We start from the raw sequence: 15,203 nt of genomic DNA, 5'->3' as shown, positions 1-15,203 counted from the left end.
CCTGGAGGCGTCGGCGGTCGAGCCTGTGCTTCAGATGAACACGCGGTGACACCCGAAGACCCTGTCGCGATTCCTTGTCGCGGCTGCGGCCTCCACTTCCGCGGCTCTCCCGGGGCGCGGAAGACCGTGGAGCGAAAGGTAATTCCCATGCGAGCACAACGCGCGAGGCGCCTCGCCGCGGCGTCCGCCGCCGGCCTGATGATGGCGGGCGGTATCGCCTTCGGTACGGCGGGCACCGCTTCGGCGTCCGTCACCTCCCAGGAATACAGCCACAGCCATCACTGTGACGACTCCTGGTGGGACGACCACTGCGACCACGACGACAACGGCCGTGGCGGCAATGGTCACCACAGCGACCACGACGACAACGGCCGTGGCGGCAACGGTGACCATGGCGACCACGACGACAACGGCCGTGGCGGCAACGGCAACCACGACGACCACGACGACAACGGCCGTGGCGGCAACGGTGACCATGGCGACCACGACGACAACGGCAAGCACTGACAAGGACTGATACGCACCGTCAACAACATCGTCACCACGCGATGTGCGGTCCTCGGCGGGGCCGCACATCGCGCCGTTTCCGGGCGCCGGATCGTGGACGGACCTACGCCAGGCCCGCCTCGGCCAGCAGGTACGCCGTCAACGGGTCGTAGTGGCGCGGGCTGACCACGTGGTCGTCGAGGGGCACGGTCACCTGCACGGTGCCCTCCGCCTCGGCGATGAACAGCGCCGGGTCGTTGCAGTCGGCGTACCCGACGGAGTCGACGCCGTGCCGGCCGGCGTAGCCCGCCCAGCCGTGGTCGGCGACCACGAGGTCGGGCAGTGGGCGGCCCGAGCGCTCCAGCGCGGTCAGGATCGCCTTCATCGGCTCGCCGGAATGGGTGTGCCAGAGGGTGGCGCCGTGCTCCAGCACCGCCACGTCCGCGAACTGCATGACGTACCCCTCGTCGGTCTGCAACCCGTCCGGGATGACGACGATGTCGCAGCCGGCCGCGCGCAGGGCGGCGGCGGTGGCGCGGTGGACGTCGAGCAGGCCGCCCGGGTGGCCGGTGGCGAACAGCACCCGCTGCCGGTCCTCGGCCGCCTTGCGCAGCCGTCCCGCCAGTCGGTCCAGCGCGTCGACGGTCAGCTGGGGGTCGATGGTGTCCTGGCCGTACCGGTACTCGGGGTCGTCGTTGACGCCGACCCGTTCCGCCATCACCGCGAGCACGTCCTGCTCGTCGGTCCAGCGGTCGCCCAGCTCCAGACCGAGCCAGAAGTTGCGGACACCGTTCGCCAGCTGACGGTAGTGGGAGAGGTTGTTCTCGCGCGGGGTGGCGACGTCACCCGCGATGCGGGTCCTGACGAGGTGGTCGACGAGCTCGGCGCGGCTGGGTGTCCCGGGTATCGGCATGGTGTCCATTGTGAGGCAGCCGACTGTGGCCGTCTGCGGTGTCCCGGACGCTGGGACGTGGGTCACTCGTGCTGACCCGCGCCCCTGAACTCACCGTCGCCGCAGGGCGAACCACAGCTCCATCCGCACGTCCGGGTCGTCCAGATCCGTGTCCAGCAGGGCGGCGCAGCGGGCGATCCGCTGGCGCACCGTGTTGCGGTGCACGCCCAGCGCCACCGCCGTACGGTCCCAGCCGCCGTGCAGCGACAGCCAGGTGCGCAGGGTGTCGGCGAGGGCCGGGTTCTCCGCGAGGGGCGCGAGGAGCGCACGGGCGTGGGTCTCGGCCTCGTCGGGCGGGAGGAGGTCGGCGAGCGCGGTGCGGGCGCCGTGCCGGACGAGGGGTGCGCGGGTCGCCCGGGCCCGGGCCAGGGCGCGGGCGGCCTGGCTGTCGGCGGCCGGCCAGTCGGCGGGCCCCACGGCCGCGCTGGCCCCCAGCGTCCATCCCGGCTGCGCGGCCGGCTCCCGGTCGGCGGGGACGAGGACCCGTACGACGCCGTCGCCGAGGTCGACCAGGGGTGAGCCGAGGGCGGCGCCCAGCGCGGAGGCGGCCACGGCGTCCGGCGTCCGCTGCGCCTCCGGCCGTCCATGCACCACCCGCCACCGCTCCCCGCCGAGCAGCGGCGCCACCGTCTCCGGCGCGGCTCCCAGCAGCAGCCGTACGAGCGCCGACGAGCGGGCCGCTCCCGTGCCGCTCTGGTGTTCGCCGGTGAGGAGGGAGAGCAGGACGGCGGCGACGGAGGCGATGGTGTGGTCCCCGGGTTCGCGCCGGGGCGCGGCGACCCCGAGCACGAAGCCCCGGCCCGCGCCGAGGGCGTAGGCGGCGAGGTGGGTTCCGGCGGGGCCGGTGTCGCTGGCGGTGGCGGAGCCCCGGGCGGTGAGCACCCGGGCGAGTTCCGCCAGCGGCCCGTCCACCGGCTCTCCCGGCCCGCGTCCCGCCGCCGCGATCTGCGCGCCGTCCGGCCCGTACAGCACCGCCCGTCCGCCGGTCCGCTGGGCCAGCCGGCGCAGCACCGACGGCACCGGGTCCGGGCGGGAGGCGGCGGAGGCGAGGCTCTGCTGGGCCTCCGTCACCCGGCGCAGCTCCGCGTGCCGGGCCTGGGCCATGAGCTGCCAGACGGCGCGGGCCACGCCCGAGAAGGTGGTCTGCGGCGGCACCTCCAGGAGCGGCAGGCCGTACGCCTCGCAGGCGGCGACCAGGGCGCGCGGCACCGTGTCGTGGACGGGCGCGAGACCGAAGCCGAGCGCCGCGCCGCCCGCCGCCACGATCCGCGCGACGTAGTCGTCGAAGTACGTGCCCGACCCCGCCGCCTCCGGGATGTGCACCCCCGCCGTCAGCAGCAGCTCGCCGCCCAGCAGGTACGGGTACGGGTCGGCCAGTTCCGAGGTGAGCGCCCCGTGGACGGTCAGGCCGGGCGCGGGGGGTCCGGCGATCTGGCGCAGGGCCAGGTCCTCGCGGGCCAGCAGCGCGGTGAGCGGGACCGGCGGGGTGGGCGGAACGGCGGGTTCCGGCACGGTGTGCGTTCCTTCCATGCCGTACGGCTCCAGTGGATGAAACGTACACTTCGCAGTCGCTCTCCGGCCACCTAGGGTCGGACCGGACCGGCAGCCGCGCGCACGGGCGCCCCGGCCCCCGGCGCGGTCGCCCTCGCCGCCCGGCGGCCCGCCTCGCCGGGCCGGCCCCCCGAACTCGTGTCCGACCCCGTCCCGGCTCCCCAGTAGAGTCGTGCTCAGCGGTACAGAGCAGTACATACGCGACGACGCGTAGGAAAGTAGGCAGTTCATGAGCAGCAACGAGACGCCCCGCGGCCCCGTCGACTCCTCGCGGATCCCGCGGTACGCCGGCCCCGCGACCTTCGCCCGGCTGCCCCGCCTCGACGAGGTCGGCCGCGCCGACGTCGCCGTCGTGGGCGTGCCGTTCGACTCGGGTGTCTCGTACCGGCCGGGCGCCCGCTTCGGCGGCAACGCGATCCGCGAGGCGTCCCGGCTGCTGCGGCCGTACAACCCGGCGCAGGACGCCTCCCCCTTCGCGCTCGCCCAGGTCGCGGACGGCGGCGACATCGCGGTGAACCCGTTCAACATCAACGAGGCCGTCGAGACGGTCGAGGCGGCCGCCGACGACCTGCTCGGCACCGGCGCCCGGCTGATGACCCTCGGCGGCGACCACACCATCGCGCTCCCCCTCCTGCGCTCGGTCGCGAAGAAGCACGGCCCCGTCGCGCTGCTCCACTTCGACGCCCACCTCGACACCTGGGACACCTACTTCGGCGCGGAGTACACCCACGGCACGCCGTTCCGCCGCGCGGTGGAGGAGGGCATCCTCGACACCGAGGCCCTGTCCCACGTCGGCACGCGCGGCCCGCTGTACGGCAAGCAGGACCTGACGGACGACGAGAAGATGGGCTTCGGCATCGTCACGTCGGCGGACATCTACCGGCGCGGCGCCGACGAGGTCGCCGACCAGCTCCGCCAGCGCATCGGCGACCGGCCGCTCTACATCTCCATCGACATCGACTGCCTGGACCCGGCCCACGCGCCGGGCACCGGCACCCCGGAGGCGGGCGGCATGACCTCCCGCGAGCTGCTGGAGATCCTGCGCGGCCTGGCCTCCTGCAACCTGGTCTCGGCGGACGTCGTCGAGGTGGCCCCCGCGTACGATCACGCGGAGATCACGTCCGTGGCGGCATCGCACACGGCGTACGAACTGACCACGATCATGTCCCGCCAGATCGCCGAGGCCCGCAAGGAGAACGAGGGCAAGTGACCCACGACCACGACCTGGTGCTCCGCCCCACCGCCGCGCAGACGGAGGCCGCCCTGAACCCTCCCCCCGGCCGCAGCGGCGCAGACCTGGTCGTGGAGACCCTGGCCGGGCTCGGCGCGACGACCGTCTTCGGCCTGCCCGGCCAGCACGCCCTCGGCGTGTTCGACGCGCTGCGCCGCTCGGACCTGCGCTACATCGGCCTGCGGGTGGAGAACAACGCGGGCTTCGCGGCGGACGCGTACGGCCGCGTCACGGGCGAGGCGGCGCCGTTGCTGCTGTCGACGGGCCCGGGAGCGCTGACGTCACTCGCCGCCCTCCAGGAGGCGGCGGCCAGCGCGCCGGTGCTGGCGATCGGCAGCCAGATCCCGACGGCGGGCCTGGGCGGCGGCCGCCACGGCTACCTGCACGAACTGCCCGACCAGGCGGCCTCGTTCCGGGGCGTGGTCAAGTCGGTCCACCCGGTCCGCACCCAGTCCCAGATCCCCTCCGCGCTGGCGGAGGCCTGGAAGTCGGCGCTGACGGCGCCGCACGGCCCGGTGTGGGTGGAGATCCCGCAGGACGTGCTGCTCGCGCGGACGTCGATCCCGGTGGTGACGGCACCCGACGCGCTCCCGGAGGACCTGCCCCCGCGCCCCGAACTGACCGCCGTCGCGGCCGACCTGCTGTCCCGTGCCGCCCGCCCGGCGATCATCGCGGGCGGGGGAGTGGTAAGGGCGGACGCCTCGAAGAAGCTGCGGCAGCTCGCGGAGCTGCTCCAGGCCCCGGTGGTGACGACCTTCGGCGGCAAGGGCGCCTTCCCCTGGAAGCATCCGCTGTCGCTCCAGTCCTGGCTGGAGGACCGGCACACGACGGACTTCCTGGAGGACGCGGACGTCCTGCTGGTGGTGGGCTCGGGGCTGGGCGAGCTGTCGTCCAACTACCACACCTTCAAGCCGCGGGGCCGCGTCATCCAGATCGAGGCGGACCTCGGCAAACTGGAGTCGAACCACCCGGCCCTCGGTATCCACGCGGACGCCCGTCTCGCGTTGCAGGCGCTGCTGGAGACGGTGGAACGGCGGGCGGACGAGACGGCGGCGGAGCGGGTACGGGACGTGCTCTCGCGGGTCTCCGAACGCATCGCCTCGCAGGACCTCACCCTGGAACAGAACCTGTTGGCGTCGATCCGCAGGGCGCTCCCGGCCACCTCCCCGTCCTTCTGGGACATGACGATCCTGGCGTACTGGGCCTGGTCGGCCTTCGATCCCCAGGGTCCCAACCACATGCACTCGGCCCAGGGCGCCGGTGGCCTCGGCTACGGCTTCCCGGCGGCCCTGGGCGCGGCGGTCGCGGACCCGACCCGCCCGGTCCTGGCGGTCTCCGGCGACGGCGGGGCCCTCTACTCCCTCGCCGAACTGGCCACGGCCAGGCAGTACGACCTGAACGTCACCTGGCTCATCGTCGACGACGGCGGCTACGGCATCCTCCGCGAGTACATGACCGACGCCTTCGGCGGGGCGACGGCGACGGAACTGACGCGACCGGACTTCGTGGCGCTGGCGGAGTCGTTCGGGGTCCCGGGGGTGCGGACGACTCCGCAGACGCTGGAGGCGGACCTGGCGAAGGCGCTGTCCGAGCCCGGCCCCTCGGTGGTCGTCCTCCCGGCGGTGCTGCGGATGTTCGCGCCCACGCATCTCGGGTGAGCCCCGCGTCCCGGACGAAGCGCCCGGCCCGACGTGATCGTTGATACGGTCCCGTCATGTCCGAAGCAGCCGTGCCGCGTGATCCCGTCACGGCCTCCGACGTGGAGTCCGCCGTCCGGCTGGCGGTGACCGCGCTGCGTGAGGCGGAGTCGGCGGACTGGGACGCCAAGGCAGGCTCCCTGGAGTGGAGTTGCTGGGAGACGGTCGAGCACCTTGCCGACGACCTGTTCGCCTATGCCGCCCAACTGGGCCCGCGGGTGCCGCCGTCGGACACGGACGTGCCGTTCGTCTGGAGCCGGAGGACGCCCGGCGGTCCGGCGAACGTCGTCTTCGCGGACCGGGCCGCGGGCCCGGCCGGGCTGTTGCAGGTGCTGGAAGCCAGTGGGGCCCTGCTGACCGCCATGGTGCGGACGACGCCACCGACGGTGAGGTCGCACCACGTCTTCGGCGCGTCCGACCCCGAGGGCTTCGCCGCCATGGGCGTCGTGGAGACGCTGGTGCACGTGCACGACGTCGCCGGGGGACTCGGTGTCGGCTGGACACCGGACGCCGGCCTGTGCGGCCGGGTGCTGTCCCGGCTCTTCCCCCACGCCCCGACGGACACCGACCGGTGGCCGACCCTCCTGTGGGCCACCGGCCGGGGCGGCCTCCCGGGTCACGCGCGGCTCACGAAGTGGCGCTGGTACGGCGCCCCCGCGGCCGACCTCACCTGAGGCCCCCGGCGGACCGGCGGCACGGGACAGGACCTCCCCGGAGGTCCGGGAAGGCCCTGCGCGCCCTGCCGCGGTGCGGGGTGGTGCCTACCAGATCGCCTCGACCCACTCGGGGTGGTCGATGAACGGGTTCCGGTTGCCCTGGTAGGTGGTGTAGATGACCTGGTTGCGGCGCTCCTCGAAGGCGTCCGGCGGGTCCGCCTCGTTCCAGGCCTTCAGGACCGACAGGCGGCCGTGGTACGGGACGCTGCCGTTGGTGACGAGGTCGTTGGGCTCCAGGTTCGGCCAGCCGTCGTCGCCCTCGTAGCGGACGGCCATGTACAGGATCATGCGGGCCACGTCGCCCTTGACGGCGGCGCGCGGCTCGAAGGAGTTGGAGTCGGTCAGGCTGCCGCCCGAGTTGGTGAAGCTGCTGCCGCCGTTGTCGAAGTCCTTGTTCCCGCGGATGGAGTTGACCGTCACGTCCTCGGGGCGGATGTGGTGCAGGTCGGTGCCGGGGCCCGCCGAGGTGCCGAAGTCGCCGTGCGACTGGGCCCACACGTGCTCACGGTTCCAGTTGCCGGTGCTGCCCCCGTTGAGCGTCTTGCTGCGCGAGATGCCGGAGTAGAGCAGCTTGACGTTGCTGCTGTTGTTCGGGTCCTGGTCGGTGACCTTCAGCGCTTCCCAGAGGGCCGAGTAGGAGAGCTTCGTCTGGGGGCTGATGATCGTGTGCAGGGCCGACTTCAGACTCGTACCCGTCTTGCCGACCGCGTTCTTGTAGTACGTCGAGTCGTACGCCGTCGTGGTCGCCGCGGCGGGGGTCGCGGTCAGGGCGGGAGCGGTGAGACCGACCAGGACGGCAGCGGTGGTCAGTGCCACCGACTTCCAACGGCGTATGCGTGTCGCCAGCATGTGGGGTGTCCCATCTACGCGGGTTGATTGGAGGCGGCACTCGGGAGAGTGACATGGACATGCGGCCATGGCAATGAATCTGACGTGTCGATTGGGTGACGAGAACCGGCAAGTCGGGCGTTGTCTACGCGAGTTGACCACGAGGGTGCGGAGACCGGCGCAGCCGAACGGCCCCCGACCGGTGGGCCGGGGGCCGCTCGGACGCTCGGCGGCGCGCGGATCAGCCGACGTCCGAGGCGTCCAGACGGTAGACCGTCGACTGGTTGTTCTGGGAGCCGGCGTCACCGCTCGAACCCGAGGTCGAACCCGAAGTCGAAGCCGAACCCGAAGCCGACGTCGAACCCGAACCCGAGGCCGACGTGGAGCCCGACGACGAGCTGTAGTCGCTCTCCTGCACCGCCGTCCCGTTCTTCCGCACCCACTCCGTCACCTCGGAGCTGACGTCGGAGCCGCCGCCGGGGCCGCCGCCCATGCCGCCGCCACCGATCTGGACGTAGTGCAGTTCGCCCTCCTTCACCAGGTCCTTCAGCCTGGCCAGGGTCATCGCCCTGTCGCTGCCGGACCAGCCCCACATGGAGATGACCGGCTCGCCACTGCTGAGGATGAGCTGCGCGGCACTCTGCGAACTCGACACCGCCAGCAGCCACTCGGCGCCGTCCTGATGCTTCTTCAGGTACGCGAGCAGCTCACTGCTCGCGCCGCCCGTGCCGCCGCCCAGGCCCGTACCGCCACCGCCGCCACCGGCGCCGGGAGCCGTGCCGCCGTCCTGCGCGCCCGTACCGCCGTTCCCGGCGGTGCCGCCCGGAGCCGTACCGCCCGTCTCGCCCGTGCCGTCCGGCGCCTGCCCGTCCGGCAGTTCGCCGTTGCCGCCGCCGGGCGCCTCGCCGCCGTCGGGGAAACCGCCCCCCGCCCGACCGCCGGCCTGGCTGCTCTGCCCGTCCTGCTGCTGTTCCCCGGGGAAGCCGCCCCGGTCGCCACCGCCACCGCCACCGGGGCCACCCCCGAAGCCGCCGTTCCCCGTCGTGGGCCTGGCCGTCGGGTTCGTCCCGCCCATGCCGCCACCGGAACCGGACGGCACCGACCAGGCGTACGCCGCCGGACCCGCCACCGCCGCGACCACCGCCGCCGCCACGGAGGCGGCCAGCAGCCGCGCCCGGTTGCCGAGGGGGGTCCCCCCGCTCGAGCGAGGCCGGGAGTGGGGGAGGGAGACGAACAGACCGACGATCGCCAGCGCCATGACGACCCCGACGGCCGGCCACAGCCAGGTGTTCCAGCCGGCGGCCCGGCGCAGCAGCACGATCGCCCAGAGGGCGGTGACGCCGAGGGCGAGCGGCAGCACCCACACCCACCGCCTGTCGGCGCGGAACGCGCGCAGCAGCATCGCGCCGCCGCCTCCGCACAGGACCGCGATGCCCGGGGCGAGCGCGGTCGTGTAGTACGGGTGCATGGTGCCGCGACCAGCGCGGGGAGCGACCAGCGCGGGGCCCGGTCCGGCGGTGGCGCCGCCGAAGTCGTCGCCGGCGGCGGCCGGTCGGCGGACGCGACGGGCGCGGCCGGCCCGGCGGACGCGGCGGACACGGTCGGGTGGGGGAGGGGATCGGTGGCAGATGTCACCCTGCGCATGCTGGACGTCCGGTGTGGGTGACCGCTGTGCCGAAGCTGGCCGTTGCCTGTGAAGACGCCCGGGCCGCGGTAACGCCTTGGCCGGACCTTTCCCGACAACCCCGGCGAGTCGTACAACCTTTCACCCGAACTCGTGTGTCAACAGGGCATGACTCAGCGGACCACGCCCCGGACCTCCAGACGCCCGAGGACACTCGTCGCCACCCTCCTCGGCGCCGGCCTCCTCGTCACCGGCGCGGCCACTCCCGCCGCGGCCGCCACCCCGACCGTCAGCTGCACCTCCGCCAGGACCGGTCTGGCCGCCAAGCTGAAGAAGGACATCACGGCCGCGCTCGCCAACCGCAAGGGCACCGTCGCCGTCGGCCTGTACGACCGCAGCACCAACACCACCTGCACCCTGCGCCCGTCCACCGCCTACGACTCGGCCAGCGTCGTCAAGGTCACCGTCCTCGCCGCGCTGCTGTGGGACGCGCAGAAACACGACCGCGCCCTGACGAGCCGTGAGAAGACGCTCGCCACCGCCATGATCACCAAATCGGACAACGCCTCCACCTCCACCCTGTGGAGGCAGCTCGGCCTGACGAAGATCAAGGGCTTCCTCACCGCCGCCGCCATGACCCGGACCACGCCGGGCGCGAACGGCTACTGGGGCCTGACCCAGATCACCGTCACCGACGAGCAGAAGCTCCTCAGACTGCTCACCGCGAGGAACGCGGTCCTCACCGACGCCTCGCGCACCTACGTCCGCACGCTGATGGGCCAGGTCGTCGCCTCCCAGCGCTGGGGCACCCCGTACGGCAGGCCCGCGAACGTCTCCTGGCACGTCAAGAACGGCTGGCTGTCGCGCGCCACGCACGGCTGGCGGGTGCACAGCGTCGGCACCTTCAAGGGCGGCGGCCACGACTACCACATCACCGTGCTCACCCACGGCAACAGCACCATGAACTACGGCATCACCACCATCCAGGGCGTCGCCAAGGTCATCCACCGCGACCTCGCGGCCTCCTGAGCCCGGCCACCGGTCCGGCGGTCTTCAACGGGCGTCCTCCCGGCCGTCACCCGTCCGCCCTACGGTGACCGCCATGCGTCTGCGAACCGTACTCGCCACCCTCACCGCCGGCCTCGCGGCGGCCACCTGCCTCTCCGCCGCCGGGCCCGCGAACGCCCGCTCCACGGGTGCCGCCCACGCCTGCTCGCCCACCGTCTCCCTCGACCACTTCTCCGACGCCCTCGACAAGACGACCTTCCAGGGCACCTTCGTCGGCAACCTCTCCGCGCTCGCGGTCGACGCGGACGGCTCACCGGCCGCCCTCTCCGACCGCTCCGCCCTCTTCGGCCTGGACGCCGCCACGCTCGCGCCCGAGTCGGCCGTGCCGCTCGCCGACGAGAGCGGCGTCCCCCTCGACGCCGAGGGCCTGGCCGTCGACGGCGACGGCACCCGTCTGATCACCTCGGAGACCGAGCCGTCCGTACGCCGGTACAGCCCCGCGGGGACGATCCTCGAGCGCCTGCCCGTGCCGGACGCCCTCCGGGCCGCCCCGGCCGGCCGCGCCGTCCCCAACGGCACCTTCGAGGGCCTGACCCTGCTCCCCGGCGGCCGCACCCTGCTGGCGTCGATGGAGTACGCGCTCTCCGGCGACGGCGCGGGCATCGTCCGCCTCCAGACCTGGGAACGCCGCCACGGCCGCTTCGGGCTCGGCGCCCAGTACGCCTACCGCACCGACACCGGCCTCGGCGTCCCGGAGGTCCAGGCGACCCCCGACGGCCGCCTCCTCGTCCTGGAGCGCGGCTTCACCCCGGGCGTGGGCAACACGGTCCGCCTGTACCTGGCCGACCCGCGCCGGGCGACCGACACCAGCGGCATCCGGAACCTGACGGGCCAGGACGGCGTCCGCATGGTCGGCAAGACCCTCCTCGCCGACCTGGTGACCTGCCCGTCACTGGGAGCGACGGCGAAGCAGCCCCAGCCCAACCCGTTGCTGGACAACATCGAGGGGATGGCGGTCACGGGCCGGGGCAGGGGCGGCCTGAACGTGCTGCTGGTCAGCGACGACAACCAGAACGCCGTACAGACGACCCGGTTCTACCGCCTCCGGGTGCGTATCTGATCTCTTCTGCGGTCTGCCCGGCCCTGTCCGGTCCGCCCGGCCCTGTCACGGAGGGCGGAAGCGGAGGGCGCAAGCGCAGGGAGGAAGTGGGGGATGAGGCGGAAGGATGAAGGCGGAGGGATGAAATCCGCCTCTGTCCGCGTTGGTGCCTTCCGGAAGATCAGGACGATCGGAGGGCACCGGCGTGGCACCGCAACGGGGATGGGCACGACGACTGTGGGGCTACGCCTGGCGCCACCCCGGGGACGTCGTCCTCGCCCTGGGCTCCTCCCTGGCCGGCATGGCCGTGATGGCGCTGGTCCCGCTGATCACCAAGGTGATCATCGACGACGTGATCGGCGGCCACAGCCGCGCCATGGCCCCCTGGGCGGGCGCCCTGATCGGCGCGGCACTGATCGTCTACGTCCTCACCTACGTCCGCCGCTACTACGGCGGCCGTCTCGCCCTCGACGTCCAGCACGACCTGCGGACCGAGATGTACGGGACGATCACCCGCCTCGACGGCCGCCGCCAGGACGAGCTGTCCACCGGCCAGGTCGTCGGCCGCGCCACCAGCGACCTCCAGCTCATCCAGGGCCTGCTCTTCATGCTCCCGATGACCATCGGGAACGTCCTGCTCTTCCTGATCTCCCTGGTGATCATGGCCTGGCTGTCCCCGCCGCTCACCCTGGTCGCGCTCGCCGTGGCCCCCGCCCTGTGGTGGATCGCCCGGCGCAGCCGTACGAAGCTGCACCCCGCCACCTGGTACGCGCAGGCCCAGGCCGCCGCCGTCGCGGGCGTGGTCGACGGCGCCGTCAGCGGTGTCCGCGTGGTGAAGGGCTTCGGGCAGGAGGAGCAGGAGACGGGGAAGCTGCGGGAGGTCGGCCGCCGGCTCTTCGCCGGGCGCCTGCGCACGATCCGGCTGAACTCCAGGTACACCCCGGCCCTCCAGGCCGTGCCCGCCCTCGGCCAGGTCGCGATGCTCGCGCTCGGCGGCTGGCTCGCCGTCCGCGGCCACATCACGCTCGGCACCTTCGTCGCCTTCTCCACCTACCTCGCGCAGCTCGTCGGCCCGGTCCGCATGCTCGCCATGGTCCTCACGGTCGGCCAGCAGGCCCGCGCGGGCACCGAACGCGTCCTGGAACTCATCGACACCGAGCCCTCGATAAAGGACGGCACCAAGGAGCTCCCGGCCGACGCCCCCGCGACCGTCGAGTTCGACGACGTCTCCTTCGGCTACGAGGACGGCCGTCCGGTGCTCGACGGGCTCAGCTTCGAGATCCGCCCCGGCGAGACCCTCGCCGTCGTCGGCTCCTCCGGCTCCGGCAAGTCGACGGTCTCCCTGCTCCTGCCGCGCTTCTACGACGTCACCCGCGGTGCCGTCCTGATCGGCGGCCACGACGTTCGCGAGCTCACCCTCGACTCCCTGCGGGCCGCGATCGGCCTGGTCCCCGAGGACTCGTTCCTGTTCTCCGACACGGTCCGCGCCAACATCGCGTACGGCCGCCCCGACGCCACCGACGAGGAGATCGAGGCCGCCGCCCGCGCCGCCCAGGCCGACCGTTTCGTCGCCGAGCTGCCCGAGGGCTACGCCACCACGGTCGGCGAGCACGGCCTGACCCTCTCCGGCGGCCAGCGGCAGCGCATCGCGCTCGCCCGCGCGCTGCTCACCGACCCGCGCCTGCTCGTCCTCGACGACGCGACCTCGGCGGTGGACGCCCGCGTGGAGCACGAGATCCACGAGGCCCTCAAGCACGTCATGGAGGGCCGGACCACCCTCCTGATCGCCCACCGCCGCTCCACCCTCAACCTCGCCGACCGCATCGCCGTCCTCGACGGCGGCCGTCTCGCTGACCTCGGCACCCACGAGGAGCTCCAGGAACGGTCGGCGCTGTACCGCCGCCTCCTCACCGACCCCGACGAACTCGGCGGCGTCTCGCCCGGCCACGCCCGGCCCGCCGCACCCCGCGAGGACATCTCCGTACGGGAGGAGCTGGACGCCGAGTTCGACGCCGAGCGCGGGGTGACCCCGCGCCTGTGGACCGGCGACCGCGAGCCCAAGGACACGGCCCTGTCCGGGACGCCGGCCACCCCGGAGCTGCTCGCCCAGGTCGAGGCGCTCCCGCCGGCGACCGACCTCCCGGACGTCGACGAGGCCCGGGCGGTCACCGCCGAGGAGTCCTACGGCCTGCGCCGCCTCCTGCGCGGCTTCGGCCTGCCCCTCCTGGTCAGCCTCGGTCTCGTCGCCGTCGACGCGGGCATGGGCCTGCTGCTGCCGGTGATGATCCGGCACGGCATCGACGACGGGGTCACGCGCATGGCGCTGGGCGCCGTGTGGACGGCCTCCCTCCTCGCCCTGCTCGCCGTCCTCGCGCAGTGGGCCGCGCAGACCGGCGAGATCCGGATGACCGGCCGCACCGGCGAACGGGTCCTGTACGCCCTGCGCCTGAAGATCTTCGCCCAGCTCCAGCGGCTCGGACTCGACTACTACGAGCGGGAGCTGACCGGCCGGATCATGACGAGGATGACCACGGACGTCGACGCGCTCTCGACCTTCCTCCAGACGGGCCTGGTCACCGCCTTCGTCTCGGTCGTCACCTTCTTCGGCATCATGGTCGCCCTGCTGGTGCTCGACGTGCAGCTCGCCCTCGTCGTCTTCGCGACCCTGCCCCCGCTGATCGTCGCCACCTTCTTCTTCCGCCGGGCGAGCGTGAAGGCCTACGAACTCGCCCGTGAACGCGTCTCGGGGGTCAACGCCGACCTCCAGGAGTCGGTGGCCGGGCTGCGGATCGTGCAGGCCTTCCGGCGCGAGCGGGACGGCGGTCGCCGGTTCGCCGAGCGCAGCGACAGCTACCGCAGGGCCCGGATCCGGGGCCAGTGGCTGATCTCGGTCTACTTCCCGTTCGTGCAGTTCCTGTCGTCGGTCGCCGCGGCGGCCGTCCTGATCGCGGGCGCGGGCCGGATCGACGCCGCGACCCTGACGACCGGCGCCCTGGTGGCGTACCTCCTCTACATCGACCTGTTCTTCGCCCCCGTCCAGCAGCTCTCCCAGGTCTTCGACGGCTACCAGCAGGCCACGGTCTCCCTGGGCCGCATCCAGGAGCTGCTGCGGGAGCCGACGTCCACGAAGGCCGCCGACGAGCCGCGGGAGGTCCGCTCCCTGCGCGGCGAGATCGCCTTCGACGACGTCCACTTCGCCTACGGCGGCGAGGAGGAGGCCCTGACCGGGATCGAGCTGCGCATCCCCGCCGGCCAGACCGTCGCCTTCGTCGGCGAGACCGGCGCGGGCAAGTCGACCCTGGTGAAACTGGTGGCCCGCTTCTACGACCCCACCTCGGGCCGGGTGCTGGTCGACGGCACGGACCTGCGCTCCCTCGACCTCACGTCGTACCGCCACCGCCTGGGTGTCGTCCCGCAGGAGGCGTACCTCTTCCCCGGCACCGTCCGCGACGCCATCGCCTACGGCCGCCCCGACGCCACCGACGCCGAGGTGGAGGCGGCGGCGCGGGCCGTGGGCGCCCACGAGATGATCGCCACCCTGGACGGCGGCTACCTCCACGAGGTGGCCGAGCGCGGTCGCAACCTGTCCGCCGGGCAGCGCCAGCTGATCGCGCTGGCCCGCGCCGAACTGGTCGACCCCGACATCCTGCTTCTCGACGAGGCGACGGCCGCCCTCGACCTCGCCACCGAGGCCCAGGTCAACCAGGCCACCGACCGCCTGGCGGGCCGCCGTACCACCCTCGTCGTCGCCCACCGCCTGACGACCGCGGCGCGCGCCGACCGGGTGGTGGTCATGGACCACGGCCGGATCGCCGAGGACGGCACCCACGAGGAGCTGCTGGCCCGCGGCGGACGGTACGCGCAGCTGTGGAAGACCTTCGTGGGAGAGCCGGTGGGCACGTCGATCTGACGCGTGACGCACCCTCCCGCGTCCGGCCGCGCAACCTTTCGCCCCGCGCCGTGCGTCCGTACACCAGTACGGCGATGACGGAAGAGCGGGAGGGGACCGGT

The 15,203-nt window shown here is 73.2% G+C and carries 10 protein-coding genes and 1 pseudogene; 7 read left to right on the top strand and 4 right to left on the bottom strand.

Annotated elements, in window-relative coordinates; genetic code table 11:
• The first annotated feature begins 147 nt into the window (after positions 1-147).
• Positions 148-507: a hypothetical protein gene (locus tag ACF1A1_RS19325; protein ID WP_392001251.1), complete on the top strand. Its 360-nt coding sequence runs from the start codon at positions 148-150 to the stop codon at positions 505-507.
• Between the two features lie 103 nt (positions 508-610).
• On the opposite strand, the gene ACF1A1_RS19320 is transcribed toward ACF1A1_RS19325, so the two are convergent.
• Both ACF1A1_RS19320 and ACF1A1_RS19315 read right to left on the bottom strand, forming a co-directional pair.
• Positions 611-1,399 carry a phosphatase gene (locus ACF1A1_RS19320; RefSeq protein WP_392001249.1) on the bottom strand — a complete coding sequence of 263 codons (789 nt, stop codon included), beginning with the start codon at positions 1,397-1,399 and terminating at the stop codon, positions 611-613.
• A gap of 90 nt (positions 1,400-1,489) precedes the next feature.
• Complete coding sequence (locus ACF1A1_RS19315) at positions 1,490-2,968, bottom strand: helix-turn-helix domain-containing protein (RefSeq protein WP_392001247.1); 1,479 nt, start codon at positions 2,966-2,968, stop codon at positions 1,490-1,492.
• Positions 2,969-3,218: 250 nt separating this feature from the next.
• Between ACF1A1_RS19315 and speB the strand changes: the two genes are divergently transcribed.
• Genes speB through ACF1A1_RS19300 form a run of 3 tightly spaced genes read left to right on the top strand, consistent with a single transcriptional unit; the run spans position 3,219 to position 6,591 of the window.
• Positions 3,219-4,199 carry an agmatinase gene (gene speB, locus ACF1A1_RS19310; protein ID WP_392001245.1) on the top strand — a complete coding sequence of 327 codons (981 nt, stop codon included), beginning with the start codon at positions 3,219-3,221 and terminating at the stop codon, positions 4,197-4,199.
• Entirely contained in the window at positions 4,196-5,878 is a 1,683-nt protein-coding gene (locus ACF1A1_RS19305) for a thiamine pyrophosphate-binding protein (protein WP_392001244.1), read from the top strand. The genes speB and ACF1A1_RS19305 overlap by 4 nt, the downstream gene beginning before the upstream one ends.
• Positions 5,879-5,934: 56 nt before the next feature.
• The gene (locus ACF1A1_RS19300) at positions 5,935-6,591 is read left to right on the top strand and encodes a hypothetical protein (protein ID WP_392001243.1); all 657 of its coding nucleotides are present in this window, start codon (positions 5,935-5,937) and stop codon (positions 6,589-6,591) included.
• Between the two features lie 87 nt (positions 6,592-6,678).
• Here the strand turns inward: ACF1A1_RS19300 and ACF1A1_RS19295 are convergent, their stop codons facing one another.
• Together ACF1A1_RS19295 and ACF1A1_RS19290 are read right to left on the bottom strand one after the other, a co-directional pair.
• Positions 6,679-7,482, bottom strand: a complete 804-nt coding sequence (locus ACF1A1_RS19295) for an endonuclease I family protein (protein ID WP_392001242.1) — start codon at positions 7,480-7,482, stop codon at positions 6,679-6,681.
• A 220-nt stretch (positions 7,483-7,702) separates the two neighbouring features.
• Positions 7,703-8,935 (bottom strand): annotated as a pseudogene (locus tag ACF1A1_RS19290) (hypothetical protein); the annotation flags it as partial.
• 318 nt (positions 8,936-9,253) lie between these two features.
• On the opposite strand from ACF1A1_RS19290, the gene ACF1A1_RS19285 reads away from it, so the two are divergent.
• The 3 genes from ACF1A1_RS19285 (at position 9,254) to ACF1A1_RS19275 (ending at position 15,102) form a co-directional block, all read left to right on the top strand.
• A complete protein-coding gene (locus tag ACF1A1_RS19285; protein ID WP_392001240.1) occupies positions 9,254-10,114 on the top strand; it encodes a serine hydrolase in 861 nt (286 codons plus the stop codon).
• Between the two features lie 73 nt (positions 10,115-10,187).
• On the top strand, positions 10,188-11,213 hold the full coding sequence (locus ACF1A1_RS19280; protein ID WP_392001239.1) for an esterase-like activity of phytase family protein: 1,026 nt from the start codon (positions 10,188-10,190) through the stop codon (positions 11,211-11,213).
• Positions 11,214-11,397: 184 nt separating this feature from the next.
• Positions 11,398-15,102 (top strand): ABC transporter ATP-binding protein, encoded by a 3,705-nt coding sequence (locus tag ACF1A1_RS19275; RefSeq protein ID WP_392001237.1) that lies wholly within the window; start codon positions 11,398-11,400, stop codon positions 15,100-15,102.
• Positions 15,103-15,203 lie beyond the last annotated feature (101 nt).

It is taken from the genome of Streptomyces sp. NPDC014995 (assembly GCF_043080745.1).
Classification (GTDB): Bacteria; Actinomycetota; Actinomycetes; order Streptomycetales; family Streptomycetaceae; genus Streptomyces.
This window is presented reverse-complemented; position numbering and strand designations above follow the sequence as displayed.

Excerpts from the sequence above, each read along its gene's own strand:
- ACF1A1_RS19325 (WP_392001251.1), top strand. The coding sequence starts at position 148 with ATGCGAGCACAACGCGCGAGGCGCCTCGCCGCGGCGTCCGCCGCCGGC.
- ACF1A1_RS19320 (WP_392001249.1), bottom strand. The coding sequence starts at position 1,399 with ATGCCGATACCCGGGACACCCAGCCGCGCCGAGCTCGTCGACCACCTC.
- ACF1A1_RS19315 (WP_392001247.1), bottom strand. The coding sequence starts at position 2,968 with ATGGAAGGAACGCACACCGTGCCGGAACCCGCCGTTCCGCCCACCCCG.
- speB (WP_392001245.1), top strand. The coding sequence starts at position 3,219 with ATGAGCAGCAACGAGACGCCCCGCGGCCCCGTCGACTCCTCGCGGATC.
- ACF1A1_RS19300 (WP_392001243.1), top strand. The coding sequence starts at position 5,935 with ATGTCCGAAGCAGCCGTGCCGCGTGATCCCGTCACGGCCTCCGACGTG.
- ACF1A1_RS19295 (WP_392001242.1), bottom strand. The coding sequence starts at position 7,482 with ATGCTGGCGACACGCATACGCCGTTGGAAGTCGGTGGCACTGACCACC.
- ACF1A1_RS19285 (WP_392001240.1), top strand. The coding sequence starts at position 9,254 with ATGACTCAGCGGACCACGCCCCGGACCTCCAGACGCCCGAGGACACTC.
- ACF1A1_RS19280 (WP_392001239.1), top strand. The coding sequence starts at position 10,188 with ATGCGTCTGCGAACCGTACTCGCCACCCTCACCGCCGGCCTCGCGGCG.